Origin of the sequence: Marinilactibacillus piezotolerans, assembly GCF_900169305.1 — a bacterium.
Classification (GTDB): domain Bacteria; phylum Bacillota; class Bacilli; order Lactobacillales; family Carnobacteriaceae_A; genus Marinilactibacillus; species Marinilactibacillus piezotolerans_A.
Genome location: NZ_FWDP01000004.1, coordinates 748,555 through 763,762 on the forward strand (window position 1 = coordinate 748,555; position 15,208 = coordinate 763,762).

The 15,208-nt window shown below is 33.1% G+C and carries 10 protein-coding genes; all 10 read right to left on the minus strand.

Annotated features, from left to right (window positions below; genetic code table 11):
- Positions 1–150: 150 nt before the first annotated feature.
- Positions 151–2,343 carry an Ig-like domain-containing protein gene (locus B6F02_RS07460; RefSeq protein WP_080146732.1) on the minus strand — a complete coding sequence of 731 codons (2,193 nt, stop codon included), beginning with the start codon at positions 2,341–2,343 and terminating at the stop codon, positions 151–153.
- Positions 2,344–2,394: 51 nt separating this feature from the next.
- Positions 2,395–4,041, minus strand: coding sequence for a glucosaminidase domain-containing protein (locus tag B6F02_RS07465; protein ID WP_080146733.1), 1,647 nt, complete (start codon positions 4,039–4,041; stop codon positions 2,395–2,397).
- A gap of 111 nt (positions 4,042–4,152) precedes the next feature.
- Positions 4,153–6,822, minus strand: coding sequence for an N-acetylmuramoyl-L-alanine amidase (locus B6F02_RS07470; protein ID WP_080146734.1), 2,670 nt, complete (start codon positions 6,820–6,822; stop codon positions 4,153–4,155).
- Positions 6,823–7,086: 264 nt separating this feature from the next.
- Entirely contained in the window at positions 7,087–7,995 is a 909-nt protein-coding gene (locus tag B6F02_RS07475; protein WP_080146735.1) for a glycosyltransferase, read from the minus strand.
- A 15-nt stretch (positions 7,996–8,010) separates the two neighbouring features.
- A complete protein-coding gene (locus tag B6F02_RS07480; protein ID WP_080146736.1) occupies positions 8,011–9,063 on the minus strand; it encodes a hypothetical protein in 1,053 nt (350 codons plus the stop codon).
- A gap of 16 nt (positions 9,064–9,079) precedes the next feature.
- Positions 9,080–10,000, minus strand: coding sequence for a glycosyltransferase family 2 protein (locus B6F02_RS07485; RefSeq protein ID WP_080146737.1), 921 nt, complete (start codon positions 9,998–10,000; stop codon positions 9,080–9,082).
- A gap of 21 nt (positions 10,001–10,021) precedes the next feature.
- Positions 10,022–11,149, minus strand: a complete 1,128-nt coding sequence (locus B6F02_RS07490) for a glycosyltransferase (RefSeq protein WP_080146738.1) — start codon at positions 11,147–11,149, stop codon at positions 10,022–10,024.
- Positions 11,146–12,489 (minus strand): hypothetical protein, encoded by a 1,344-nt coding sequence (locus B6F02_RS07495; RefSeq protein WP_080146739.1) that lies wholly within the window; start codon positions 12,487–12,489, stop codon positions 11,146–11,148. Before B6F02_RS07495 ends, B6F02_RS07490 begins: the two co-directional genes overlap by 4 nt.
- Complete coding sequence (locus tag B6F02_RS07500) at positions 12,483–13,721, minus strand: hypothetical protein (RefSeq protein ID WP_080146740.1); 1,239 nt, start codon at positions 13,719–13,721, stop codon at positions 12,483–12,485. The genes B6F02_RS07495 and B6F02_RS07500 overlap by 7 nt, the downstream gene beginning before the upstream one ends.
- Before the next feature lie 159 nt (positions 13,722–13,880).
- A complete protein-coding gene (locus tag B6F02_RS07505; protein ID WP_080146741.1) occupies positions 13,881–15,200 on the minus strand; it encodes a nucleotide sugar dehydrogenase in 1,320 nt (439 codons plus the stop codon).
- Positions 15,201–15,208 lie beyond the last annotated feature (8 nt).

The window sequence follows — 15,208 nt, forward strand, 5'->3', positions numbered from 1 at the left end:
ATGAAGTTCTTTCTCATTAACACTACAACTGCTTATCAAAAATGAAGAACCTTCATCTATCAATAATAACATAGAGAAGGTTCTTCCGTATATTTAATTAAGATAACTTAATATTTATTGTAATAAGCTTTTTGAGTGCTGCCGGGTGCTTTATACCCCTTTTTTGACGAGTTGAATCTGAATACTTTCTAAACGATACTTATAACCTGAAGTACCTGCACTATCACCATTTTTAGCCCAGTCAAGCCAGCCATAGTGTTGAGCATGGACTCTATAATATATATCATAGTATTCTGAGAGTTGACCAGTTAATTTAATTCTGATAGCTTCTAATCTTTTAGCTTCTCCCACAGTTCCATTTATCTGTTCATTACTGCTCCAGTCGATCCAGCCATGCGATTCAACATGGGTCTGGTAACTAATACCACCCGGATATAGTGCATTGTCTACACCCATTTGAATCGCTTCTAATCGTTTAGATTGCCCTACTGTTCCAGAGCTTTTACCATCAGCAACCCTATTTTGCCATCCGTAAGATTCTATATGCGTCCTATACTTGACTTGCATTGGTTTTCTATACTTTTTAAAAGTATCTACTGACGGACCTGGAGCTGGTTCATTGTCCGGAACGATTTTAATTTCAATTGCCTCAAGCCTGTAGGCAAACCCCGATGTTCCTGCTGGTTCACCATTTTTAGCCCAGTCTAACCAACCAAAATGTTCTGCATGAACTCTATAATAAACATCATAATGTCGTGCTACTTCACCTGTCAACTTGACTTTAATAGCTTCTAGTCGTTTGGCTTCTCCTTCAGTACCACTGAACTGACCATCCTTGACCCAATTTCGCCATCCATATGATTCAACATGCGTCTGATAAGTTACTCCACTATTTTCATCCATGTTTGTATTAATTCTTATTCCTTCTAAACGCTTAGACTGCCCAATTGTTCCACTAGTTAATCCATTACCTGTAACGTATTGCCAACCTATTTTTTCAACATGAGACTGATATTCTATATTTGTTACTTTATTGAATACGTTGATTCTTGTTTTGGCTTCTAAAGTTGTTCCTTTTATCTTGGCTGTTAACTCCGTGTTTCCTACTCGCAAACCTGTAACGATTCCTTGTTCGTTTATTGATGCTATTGAAGGATCGGCTATTTCCCAAATGATTTCTTTTTCAGTAGTATCAAATGGTTTAATCGTTATATTGATTGGTTTAGTATAACCACGTTCTACACTATTTATACTCGGGAATATGGAAATGCTATCCGCCTTCACAGGTAACACTTCTACTGTTACGTCGAAATGGACACGATTTTCTTCCTTAGTCTCGCTAAAAGCATAACTTTTCGCCATAGTATATTTTAAGGTATAAAGTCCTGGAACAGTCGGATCAAAGTCTCCTTTATCCACTCGATAAGAATGCATGTTTATAAAAGAATCAATATTTTCAAATGGTGATGAAAAGTCAAAGTCTGAATTAGCTTTTACTTGGAAATTATTAATTAAATTTGTAGGTAAGAGATTATTTTGAAAATTGAGTCTGATATCTGCTCCATATTCTATATTATGAAATTCTCTTTCAAATTCAATTGATAATCCATTATTAAATGCACTGACACTTTCAATGACAAACAAACCATCTTTAAAATGTCCTTGTTCATTATAGCCAACATTAATTTTTTCACCATTATGCAGTTTATAAAAAGACAGATCTACATTCATAGGTAATTGGGTTACTGGAGAAGTCATTTCTATGATCTTTGACTGATAACGAAGATCCAGAGAATCATATCTGCCCATGGAATCGTTGATCTTTTCTAATGGAGAAAAATCGACTATATTACTTCCATTTAAATTCACATATTTTATACTCGCTTCATTTCCATTAGTGTAAAAATCCACCAAATTACTAATATCCTCAATTTCACTATTGGTCATGCTGATATTATACAGTTTAGGAAGTGTAAATAAAGGGGAAATATCTTTTATGCTCGTACCTTTCAAAGAAATACTTTCCAAATTTTTTAAATATTCTACTCCTCCTAGTGAATATATACTTTTTCTGTGATAGTAATCGTGAATTCGAGTAATCTTATCTAACTCTTGAATACTAAATTCCTCGTCTAAAGACTCAATGGAAATATTTTGTTTCTGCAATTCTTTTAATACAATTCCCGCTACTTCTTTATCTTCAAATATCTCACTTAATTTAACTTGTACAATCTCTTTTTGTGCATCTTCTATGACTGTTTGATTTAACTCCTCAGCTTGTGCGTGATTTGTCGCATTTATAAAGCTGAAAAACAAAACAAATAAAAATGCTATTTTTTTCAATTCTAATCTCCTTTGAATGATCTATTGGATGAAGTATATAATTCTCATAAATTATTGAACAAAATGATTGGAAGTAGATCCACTAATTGATTGACCTTTAGGAACTAGTTTAACTTGAATAGATTCCATTCTCAGTGTTTTACCTTGTGAACCGGACTTCTCGCCATTTTTAGCCCAGCCTAGCCAACCTTCTGATTCAATATGTGTTCTATAGTACACATCATAGTGTTGTGCTAAATCATTGGTTAATTTGATCTGAATCGCTTCTAATCTTTTCCCTTCTCCTGAGGTTCCAGATACTTGATTATTAGTTTTCCAATCCTGCCATCCATATGACTCTACATGTGTGCGGTATTGTATTGAACCAGCATATTCTTTATTTTCAAGTTTCAATTTAATACCCTCTAGCCTTTTAGCTTCTCCGACAGTACCAGATCTTTTACCATTACGCACATACTCTAACCAGCCATCTTTTTCAACATGTGTAGTTAAAGCTACTAAAGTAGGGGCTTTTTTAAATGCAGCCTTAGAATATCCCGGTAATTGAGTTCCTTTAGGCACAAGTTGAACCTCTATTGCTTCCATTCTATATTTATAAGCTTCGGTTCCCGACTTTTCACCATTCTTAGCCCAGTCTAACCAGCCAAAATGTTCTACCTGAGTACGGTAATAAACGTCGTAGCGTTCAGCTGCTTCTCCTTTAAGTCTAATTTGAATAGCTTCTAATCGTTTAGCTTCACCTGTGGTTCCACTTAATTGACCTGTTGACTTCCAGTTTTGCCAACCGTAACTTTCAACATGCGTACGATATTCAATAGTTGAATTTGGTAGATTTTCTAATTTCAATTTTATAGATTCTAAACGTAATTTAGACCCTACAGTTCCTGAAGTTTGACTGTTTCTAACAAATTCAGTGTTACCAATAGACTCAATATGAGTTGAATAAGCGACACCTTCATCTAAACGAGTTAAATCCCAGCGTTCAATGATACTGTTTAATTTTTCAGCATATTCTGGGTCTGTTGCATATCCAGCATCTTGTAAAGCTTTTGTCGCGTCTTTAAATGTGCTCGCATAATTTCTAAATACAAGCTTATACCGACGATTATTCTGTAAGAATTTAGCCTGATCTTGAAAGGCTTCGTTGTAAGAAGGATATACTCTAAATTCAGCATTAATCGTTATAAAATAACCCCCATCTTTGTGGTTTTTATCTATAATCCATTCTCTAGTTGGCATTGTAATCGTTTCTCTTGAATCACTTGTTCCTTTAATACCAAATAGCTGATGATAAGGAGGGGACGATAACTTGCTTGACCCCCAACCAGATTCCAAAATAGCTTGAGCCATCATGACTGACGGATATAAATTCGCTTGATTTGCATATTTTTTTACCCGATCATGATGTGCATTGATAAAGTTCTTAACATTAGATGGGTAATAACTAAATGGCCATTGAGAAGAACTTGTAAAAACTTTATGTGAAGCTTCATTTTTTACACTTAATGCATAGTCATGATAATATTCACGGTCGTATATATAGTCTTCTTCTTTCACATCGGTTGATTGTTCTAGTAAATTTTCTTCTTCAATATCCAACTCACTAGCAGTTACACTAGATGAAATATATAAGCTGACGAACATTATACTGAATGTATAAACTAGTATATTTTTTGCAATTAGTAAAAATTTATTCATTTCTATCTCCCTTTAGTTTCTTTTCCAAATTAAAAGAGACACTTTTCAACGTGAACTTCTTGAAAGTGTCTCTTTTAGCTATACTTATTTGATAACTAGAAGTTTCAGTGTCTATCTACCAAAGTAATCATCTATCCCATTTGTTACACCAACAGCTAATTTAGATTGATAGCTGCTTGTAGTTATTTTACTCAAATCACTAGGATTATCCATAAATCCTAATTCCAGTAATACAGCTGGCATATGCGTTTCTCGAATAACATGGAAGTTTGCTTCTTTGACTCCACGATCTTTTGCCCCAGTCTGTTTAATTAATTCAGATTGCATTTTTGTAGCTAACGATCTTGAATTAGCAATTCTTGTATAGTTGTTAGACAATCCAGGATTGCTGCTGTTTCCGTCACGATTATAAATATACATTTCTATACCAGTTTGTGTACTAGTAGGATGTGCATTAAAGTGGACACTCAAAAAAATATCAGCATTTAAGCTGTTCGCTTCATTAGCTCGATATCTTAAATCTGAACTTAAGGTATTAGAGAAGTGTTTATCACTTGTACGAGACATCTTTGTACGATATCCTTTTGCCTTTAATATTGCTTCGATTTTTTTAGCAGTTTGCAAGTTGATTGTTTTCTCTGCAAAACCTTGATAGGCAGCACCTGAATATCTTCCTCCATGTCCTGAATCGATATAAATCAGTGGATCTTCGAGAAAGCCTGCACTACTATTCACTTCTGGACCTTGCCCTTTAGGGACAATTTTAATTTGAATAGCTTCCATCCTTAAAGCTTTACCTTGAGAGCCAGATGACATACCGTTTCGTACCCATCCTAACCATCCATTAGATTGTATATGAGATCTGTAGTAAATATCGTATTTAGTTGCTAGTTCACCTGTTAAACGGATTTCAACTGCTTCAAGCCTTTTTTTCTCTCCAACTGTTCCACTAAGCTCACCGTTAGAAGAAAAAGATGTCCAGCCGTTTTTACTCACATGAGTACGGTACTCAATATTCCCAGTAACAGGGTAATCAATTAGATCTAATTTTAAGGCTTCTAAACGTAAAGCTTTATCAAGTGTTCCGGAAATTTTATCATTAGAAACTGAATTTTGCCATCCAATTGATTCTACATGAGACTGATAGTTTAAAATTGGAACTTCAGGAATTTCATAAGCATTACCAGTAGTGTCTATTGAAGTATCATTTTTTGGTAAGACAGTTACTTGCATTGATTCAATGCGATAATCGAACCCTTCAGTTCCAGCTTTTTCCCCGTTTTTTGCCCAAGGCATCCACCCGAATGAACGGCTATGAACTCGGTAATAAATATCAAACTTCGAAGCTTGAGGTCCAGTTAGCTTAAAACTAACTCCTTCTAATTGACGCTTCTGATTTATAGTTCCGCCAAGTGCGCCTTCATTCAACCAATCTGTCCAATTTCCATTTTCAGATCTTGTTCTGTATTGAATATCTACGCTGTTATGATCACTAGTTAACCGGAAAGCTTCCATTCTAAGTGATTCTCCGACTGTTCCAGCAGTTGCTTTATTTTTAACCCAAGAAAGCCAACCTTTAGTCTGAACATGAGCTCTGTAATTAACTTCAGGTGTTGTTAATATTTGATAAGCATTTTCAGAAGTGCTTATTGATTTGTCGCCTTTCTTCAACACAGTTACTTGCATAGACTCAATACGATAATCGTATCCTTGAGTTCCAGCTCTTTGACCATTTTTCGCCCATGGCAGCCAACCAAATTTTCTAGAATGTACTCGATAGTAAATATCGTAGTTAGAAGCATCTGAGCCAGTCAACTCAAATCTAACTCCTTCTAACTGTCGTTTCTGATCGGTTGTCCCTCCAATTTGATCACCAGTTTCCCAGTTGGACCAGTTTAACCCAGCTGATTGAGTCTGAAAACGAATGCCTAGATTTTTGGAATTCGTTTTAATTTGGAAAGCTTCCATTCTTAATGCTTTTCCAATAGTTCCGCTAATTTCATTGCTTCCTACCCAAGGCAGCCAACCTTCTGACTGTACATGTGCACGAACTTGAATTGAAGGAACTGTTGAAGAACTAGTATATGCACGGTTTTGTATAACTTCTGCTTCCTTCTCCGCGTCTGTTGTTATAGATTCTTCTGCGTCAGTTTTTTCTTTTGAATCATTAACTGTAGACTCAGATTCTGCAATGACAGTATCTTCACCTTGCTCTTTTCCATCAGTTTCTTCTTTTACAACTGTTGTTTCTTCAGATGAATCTTCTTGATTAATAGAATCATCTACTTTAGGTACACTATTCTCTTCCGAGATTTCTACTGATTCTGCGTTGACCCATCCAATAGGATTATTGTCATAGCTGATATAGAAATATTGATTAAGTTCAGTCTCAGCTTTTCTTAAAATACCGACTGCTTCATCAATATACTCATCTGTAGAATCAATAATATTGGACTTATCAGTATTGCTTAAATCTATGTAAATATCATAACTTTTTTCTTTTACGACACCTACCATCTGTACTTCTTCATCTGACAATACTTCACCAAAGGTTATCGATTCATCAGTATTTTGACTAAGATCATCGACAATTTCAGTATCACTTGTTACTATTGAGTTGACCTCATCTGTATTGCTTTCAGATAATTTATCATCAGTAACTTGCTGTACTTTTGGCATTGCTGGTTCTTCGCTGGCGTACACTGTTATAGGACTGATATATGTAAACAACATCGAAACAGCGGCCGAAACAGCAAAAAACTTCTTGCGAATTTGCTTCATCCATATTTTCCTTTCTATTTAATCTACTAATAAGATATCATACTTTTAAAACAAAAAGTTATAATGAAGCGATTTTTTTCAAATGTAATATTTTTTTGTTCAAAACTTTGACAATTAGTATTATGAAAAAAAACTTGACTATTCATAAAACATTTGGTATCACAACATTAATATGTATTCAATCAGTCCAATTAATTAAATTATACAAGAAAACAAAATAGAGCCTTAGCACTAATAGCATCACTAAGCCTCTATATCGTTCATTTATTTAATTATATTATAGGTGTATTTAGTTATCAGTTTTTTGTTTATTGAGCTTAAATTCATTAGTCGTACTTTCATAGCAGTAATTATACTTTGTCGTAATAATTTTTTCTTAGCTTTTGAAACATCTGAAAAACTTAAAGCCATTGATTGATCTTCTTTATGGTACAATGCTAGTTTTTCTAAATAAAGCATGTTCAATCCTAATTTTTCAAATACGATCCCTAAGATATTTTCTTCATAGTATAGAAACGTTTCAGGGTAAAACCCGTCAGATTTTTTCAAGTAGTTCTCTGTAAAATAAATGGCTGCTCCATGCAATAAGTATGGATGACTAGGAGAATCAGTTTTAGAATTTACCTGTGAAGTACTCTCTTTAGGACTCTTAGACTTTTTAATTTTTTGTACAAGACGGTGAGTATTAGCTAAAACTTTAGAAAAACCGATTTCCATTAATAGGGGCTCTAATAAGTGTTTGACCAAAGTATAAAAATCAATTTTCAATTTAACCGGATTTTGGTTTTTACCATCAGAACCTATAATTGTAGTACCGATGGCTCCTGTTTGTTTATCTATTTCTAGTCTGGACAATTTTTCAAAGAAGTGCTGGTCATTAAAAATAACATCATTATTGCAGACGAATATATTAAAAATGCCTTTCTCATCTTTGAGAAACTTAATTCCTGTGTTGTTTCCTTTTGCAAAACCAACATTTGAAGTAGTTTCAATAACCGTAATATGTTCATATTCTGAGCAGTATTCAGATATTTTTTTTTTCGATTCATTATTCGAATGGTTATCGACAATTACAACTTCTATGTCTTTTTTCGATTGCTGTAATAGAGAGTCGACACATTCAATAGTATCTTTCCAATTCAGATAATTGAGAATCACAATACCAAGTTTCATAATTACCTCTTTCTATTATTTAGCGTTTATTTGAACTACTTTCGTCGGTAAAGGAATCATTTCAAGTGACCTTCTTTGTTTCTTATACCATTTTCTATCCGTTTTATTTGAATTGACGATTAAAATAATCTCGCTTATCTCTTCTAAAGAATGAGCTTCTGTAACAGATGAAGTCACTAAAGTTTGACCTTCTTCATTTTGAGTTGATAAGCTACTTTTTATCCTGCTTTCCAACGGCTCATTAGATACAACTAATTTATTATTTCCCTTAGGAAAATTAATAAATTGCACCAATTCATCATTATTGTTCAATTTAGGATCATTTAAGAAGAAAACATCTTTTTCATCCCAAGAGTAAGTGAATGAGTATTTTAACTTTTTACTGAATAGCGACATTAGGACTGTAATACCAGTAACTAATAATACACCTAATACTGATCCTATTACAAAGCGTATTAGGATATCCACTATATTTAATGAGGCTGCATCAGAAGCGGAATTTTCATCTAGCTCGATATTTTCATCTAGTTCTTGAATAGCTGGTTCTTCGAAATAATAGACATCTTTTGTAGTTAAGAAGTCTATTTCTTGATTCTGCATCTGCTCATAAAAATATTGAACAATGTTTAAGTTATCTTGTTCGTTTCCTGTGTTAGCTACTAAACTGATTCGATAGGAATATGGATTCATAGTAACACCCAAAACTCCTCTGTCTTCTGGGGTGCGCTGATATTCTATCTCCAGTTCTTTCTGGAATAATTCATATAAATTAGTATTCGTAGCTTGACTTACGTCTTCAAGTGTTTCATCCATTAATAAATATTGTTCGATAATAGAGGTATTTGTATAAATAGAACCATCAGGGTTTTCTACATAAAAATTAAAGAAGGCAGGACGACCATCTCCTTCAATTAGTTCGCTATCATTTTCTATTTCTGATTCTGGGTTGCCACGATCTAAAAGAATCGAACCTAGACTAAAAATGATTCCTAGCAGTAGTGCTCCCAAAAGAATTGTTTTAATATTTTGTTTCAAAAATCTCATTATTTCAATTCGTATATTTCTCACTTTTTCTCCTCCTAAGTTAATTATTTCGATATTTTGCTTCTAATATAAAGGATTCAAGATAATATTTGTATATTCTTACGCCAAAAGGCTGAAGCCGCATGCTTTGAACTAAGTATTCTCTTGCTTCTTTCCCTTTGCCTGTTCTCATTAAATAAATCCCGATTTTTTTAGTTTTATCACTAAGAGCCTCATGATCTTTCTTTATATCTGAATAATACTTTTCAAGAAATTTCTTTTCTGCATTTGCCTTTTTTTGTGGATTTCCAGTAATTCTTTCTCCTTGATGTTTATAGTAATTAACCAATGGTTCTTTAACACAAGTAACAGAATATTCTTTTGCCACCCTTACCCACATATCATAATCTTGACTCGCTTCTAAGCTTTCATCGAAGTATCCTACTTTTTCAATTGCGGTTCTTTTGATTAACGGAAATGAAGTGGATCCTATATAGTTTGTTCGTAACAATTCCACCAAGACCTTTTCGTTTTGAAAATCAGGTAGTTCTCTTTGAACTTTTTTTATTGTACCGTCTGTCATTTCAATTAATTCGTTGTACCAACAGTATACTAGTCCTAAATCTTTGAAACTTGGATCAAAAAAAGGGGTTAATTGTCTTGCAATCTTGTTTGTCAACCACTCATCATCGTCATCAAGAAACGCAATATACTCACCATTTGCATTTTCAATTCCATTATTACGTGATTTTTGAACTCCCATATTAAAAGGATTCACGATGTGTTTGATATTAAACTGATCTTTATAACCGCTCACTAATTTTGATGTCATTTGAGAAAAAGTTGACTCTTTTCCATTATCATCTACTATGATCAGTTCAATGTTTTTATAGGTTTGATGAACTACGCTCTTAATAGCTCTATCAAGAGTCTGTTGATTTCTTTTGTAAGTCGTAATGACTGCAGTAACCAAAGGCTGCATCGATTCTGTCTCCTTCAATTTTTAAATTTCATAATGGCTTCGCTCTTTTTTTAAAAACTCTAAATATAATCTTGCTGACTCTTCATTCGTAAACTTCTTATCAACCAACGTATTTTGTATTGTTGCAGAATTTAACCCTTTCAAATCACTAGGCTTAGAAAGCTTACTAATCCATTCATCTTTATTTGCTAATGATAAAAACTCAACAAGATTCAATCCTAAGTCACTTTCTTCTGTAATACTGTCAGAAAGTAAAACCTGTGTACCAGAAGCTTGTGCCTCAATTGCAACAGTAGGCAACCCTTCATAAAAAGAAGGTAATACAAAGTAATCCATCACTTTGTATAGTTCAGCTAAATCGTTTCTTCTACCCAGAAACAATACATAATCATCTAACCCTTTTTCTTTGATTATTGCTTTTACTTCCGTAAGTAACGCACCATCACCAATAAATAGCCATACAAAAGATATATTTAAGTCAGCTAACCTTTGAATCAAGTCAATCATAAAAGAATGATTTTTAACTGGATGAAATCTCCCAACATGTCCGATAACGATTTTGCCTTTAATCCTCTGTAGAAAGTCTGGTTCAAATGTATTTTGAATACGATTATTGAAATAGGCATTTACATTTATACTATTAGGTATATGCATGATTTCTTTTTTTTCAACTGCTTTTTTACCAAACATACTGATAGATGCCTTTTTTCCACATGAGATTTTTTCAATATTCAAAGACTTATTTACAACTCTATTTTTCTCATTTTCTAACAGCCCACTATGAGCATGAATGATAAACCTTTCTACTCTATTCTTTTTAGCAATCAGATAAAAGGGCAGCACGCGATATCCTTGGATATGAGAATGAATGATCAGGCCTTTTCCTAAAGACTTAATAGTTTCGTTTACAGTCTTGTAGAACTGCTTGAACCCCTCTGTTTTAGGGTTTTTCATCAAAAATATTTTTCCACCCGTACTTTCGATTGATTTCCTGAAACCATTGTCGACTTCATCATAAGTTAACACATAAAATGGAATACCACTTAAGCTTAAGGCTTGCGCTTTATTTTTTACAAAGGAAGAAATTCCTCCTCCAAAACCGCTCATTATGTGAAGTACTTTAATGTTTGCTTCATTTTTAGCATTCAAAAATTTTCTTTCCTTCCATAGTTAAATAAAGAAAGTTTGGACTCTGCAGTATAAATAGTTAGCAATTCTTCTTTTCTATTGATAGGTTTGCTTGTATACTCTGCAATATATAACACTATAATTATAGGTATTAGCATGATAACCACTTCAGCTTTAATTTCAAAAATGAATAAAGTAGAAACCAGCATTAATACGAAGAGTTTATTTAGCTTTGAGCCTTCTCCCATTTTAAATGTAAGAATCAAAGGAATTAGATAGGTTGTCAAAAGAAATGGCAGACCAGAAAATAAAACAGGTCTTAAGAAACCAACATCCGTCCCCATATAATAGCCGCCGCTGGTTGGACTAGAATAAAATCCATTTCCTAACAATAGTGTAGGAAAGTCCGGGATAAACCACATAGTCCAAAGCACATCAGTAGAGGAAGTTTCAATACTACCGGTTGTAATAAGACTAGTTATGGGTTGCATCATCCAATTATACCAACTGGCTAGTGTTTCATTATACTGTTGAAGAATAGTCAAGAAAATAAAAACCACCAATATTCCTACTGTTAGATAAATGGCATAATAGATTTTCTTATTTACAATAACAACATAGAGTATTCCTAGAGAAATCAATAATAAAGATGTTAATAATCCTGATCGACCATAAAAAGAATTTCCGATTAAAGAAAAAAGCATAGAAATAACATGACTAGCATGGATTTTGTGTTCTCTTTTTAAACTGTTTAAAATAAGATAGACCGAAAAAAGAACTGATAGTGTGCATAGAAAAGTAACAGAAAATCCAGAATAACCCGCCCAACCAATACGGGCAAAATAACTAGAATTTTCTAGAAGTTCTAAACGATTCGGTGCTTCTTTAATAATGTTCAGCCAAACTGTTTTTAGGTTCGGAATAATAACTAATACAATTGTAAATATTACATAGTTACGAGTAGCGAGCGAAAATATTTCCATCGTTTTTTCTTTTAAATCTTTGGTGTCGAAATAGGTTCGTATCATAGATAATAAAACTATATACGAAAACAGATATATAAAATAACGTAAGTACTGACTAAAATATGAGAAATCATAGGTTTGATACACTAAAGGTATAAAAAACGTTAAAACGACAATCATCGTATAGAGCACCATGGCAATAAAGAGAGGTATTTTATTTTTTTGAATACTATTGAACATTGCAGCGACTTGATTAAAGTTTAGAAATGCATATAGAGCCAAAAAACCAAATATTAACAGTTGCTGCACTGCATTACTTGTTACCTGTAAATAAAATGGGAAAAACAGGTAGTGTGCTAATATAATTATTAAGAATTTTCTTGTTTTATTTACCATAGTCTATTACCTCCCTTTTTCAAATAATACGGAACCATATTTCTTTGATTCTGCTTTGGTGTTTTTGAATAGATCAAAATCATTAATACAAACAGAGCAAATGTCGGAGAGAGATACCCTCCACGCTGAAAATTCATAGTTATAAACAGTAACCCCAGCATTGGGTTTAAAAATAAAATATATATAGAAAAAGCAGCAATAGCACTCAATCCTATTATGCCGAGATCAGATAGAAAATAAGCATAAACATTCCAAATAATCGGTGTATTACCAAGACCATTTCCGAAAATCAAGTTGTCTTTATTTACATATTGCCAACTTTCCACTAATCTCTGCACTGCTGAATTATCTTCTCCGGTCAAAATATCTTGTGCCCTTTCAATAAGTGACACATAGATAAAATCACGAGTAAGGAAAATCAGAAATAGTATAATTACTGCTATAATAATGAATCGTCCCTTAATTAAATTGAATTTACCCTCATTAAGCAGAGAAATGAACTTCATTATAAGAATTAAGCTTAAAATTAATATGGAAGAAAAAGAAAATGTTAGTACTATTGCAGTGATAATTACACCATTAACCAGTGCTGATATATTGATTTTAGATCGATTGAATAGATTTACGCCTAGAACTGCATTTAAGAAGAATCCAAAGTGCGCTGGTTCTGAGAATGTACTTCTCATCCTTACAAGATATCTGGTTCCTCTAAAATAATAACTTTGAGGATCATTTCGAGTAAATGTCCAAAAAAATTCAAAAGGAAGACTGTCTGTTAGGATAGCTATATAAATATAAACACCAATTAGTATACCTATAACAACTACAATATTGATTATTTTGAGAAAGGTTTCTTCTATTTTTTTATAATAGATATATCGATAACTTATAATGACAAAACTGGAGTAAAAAATAGCTTTTATACTTGCAGCAATCGCTGGTTTAACTAAGAAGTCAGAGTTTAGTATAGCATTCGCAAAAAAAATTACACCTAATATCATTATTATAGCGGTCACTATTACAATATCTATTTTCTTTATATTACCGAAAACTAACACTAATAACACAAAAAAAATAGGTGCCAGTATGAATTCGCTAAACGAAAAAATCCCCACCAGCCAGTCACTCGTCAAAAAAGAAAGACTGATCAACGATAATATCATGATATTTATGATCCCGCTATATTCTACTATCTTATAATTTAACTTTTGAATGGCTGATGCTTTTCTCACTTTTTCACCTACATATTTTTATTATATAATAAATCTTTTTTATAGCTTTTATAAGTTACAAATATATGTATGATCATATAGATTACCCAATCTCACATTAAAAGCACCTATTTTGTACATTAGGTGCTTTTAATGGATAGATGATAAAACTAGTATGATCTATAGTCTCCAGTAGTTGTACTCATTACTAGAAAACTCTTTTTTATCCAGTAAACCTTTAATATCAATTAAGACTTTATCTGCTGTATGTTGTTTACTATACATTGAATCAATAGCATCTTTGTTTAAAGAAAGAAATTCTGAATGTCCAACTGCCAAAATAATAGCATCCATATCTTTTACTTGATCAACGCCGTTAATTGTGACACCATATTCTTCCATAGCTTCATCTTTATCTGCTACTGGATCAGCAATAAATGGATCTATCCCATATTCTTTTAACTCGTTTACTATATCAATTACTCTAGTGTTTCTTGAATCTGGAGTGTTTTCTTTAAATGTAAACCCTAGAATACCAATTTTAGCATTTTTAATAGATATATCCGCTTGAATCAGTTTTTTAATAATGTTTTCAACAACATATTTACCCATATCATCATTGATTTGGCGTCCAGCTAAGATAATTTTAGAGTGGTAACCTTCCTGTTCAGCTTTGTATGTTAAATAGTAAGGGTCTACTCCGATACAGTGTCCCCCTACTAAACCAGGGAAAAACTTAAGAAAATTCCACTTTGTCCCAGCTGCTTCTAGTACTTCTTTTGTATCAATATCTAATCGATTAAAAATCATAGAGAGTTCATTCATAAATGCAATATTGATGTCTCTTTGAGCATTTTCAATCACTTTAGCTGCTTCTGCAACTTTTATTGAAGGAGCTCTATATACTCCAGCATCTACTACTAGCTCATATATTTTTGAGATAGTTTCCAGTGATTCTTCATCCATTCCAGAAACAATTTTGATAATTGTTTCTAAACGATGCACTTTGTCCCCTGGGTTGATCCTTTCCGGAGAATAACCTACTTTAAAATCCAATCCGGCTTTTAGTCCTGACTCTTTTTCTAGAATAGGGACACAAATATCTTCTGTTACACCCGGAAACACTGTAGATTCATAAACGACTATAGATCCTGCAGTTAGGTTTCGCCCAAGTGTTCTGCTAGCTGATTCTAATGGTGTTAAGTCAGGCGTATGGTTTGGATTTACAGGCGTAGGTACAGCAACAATGTGAAACTTAGCTTTACGTAAATCCTGCTCGTTCGAGGTAAATATGACTTCTGTATCTCTTATTACTTCGTCTCCTACTTCACGGGTAGGGTCAATTCCATTTTTATACTGGTTAATTTTACTTTCATTAACATCAAATCCAATGACCTTGGCTTTTTTTGCAAATGCTACCGCTATCGGCATTCCTACATAGCCTAACCCTACCAAAGAAATGATGTCATCTTTTTTTACAATACTTTCATATAAATTCATTACTCCAA

Bases quoted from the DNA above. Each gene is read 5' to 3' on its own strand.
- B6F02_RS07465 (WP_080146733.1), bottom strand. From the start codon at position 4,041: ATGAATAAATTTTTACTAATTGCAAAAAATATACTAGTTTATACATTC.
- B6F02_RS07470 (WP_080146734.1), bottom strand. From the start codon at position 6,822: ATGAAGCAAATTCGCAAGAAGTTTTTTGCTGTTTCGGCCGCTGTTTCG.
- B6F02_RS07475 (WP_080146735.1), bottom strand. From the start codon at position 7,995: ATGAAACTTGGTATTGTGATTCTCAATTATCTGAATTGGAAAGATACT.
- B6F02_RS07485 (WP_080146737.1), bottom strand. From the start codon at position 10,000: ATGCAGCCTTTGGTTACTGCAGTCATTACGACTTACAAAAGAAATCAA.
- B6F02_RS07495 (WP_080146739.1), bottom strand. From the start codon at position 12,489: ATGGTAAATAAAACAAGAAAATTCTTAATAATTATATTAGCACACTAC.
- B6F02_RS07505 (WP_080146741.1), bottom strand. From the start codon at position 15,200: ATGAATTTATATGAAAGTATTGTAAAAAAAGATGACATCATTTCTTTG.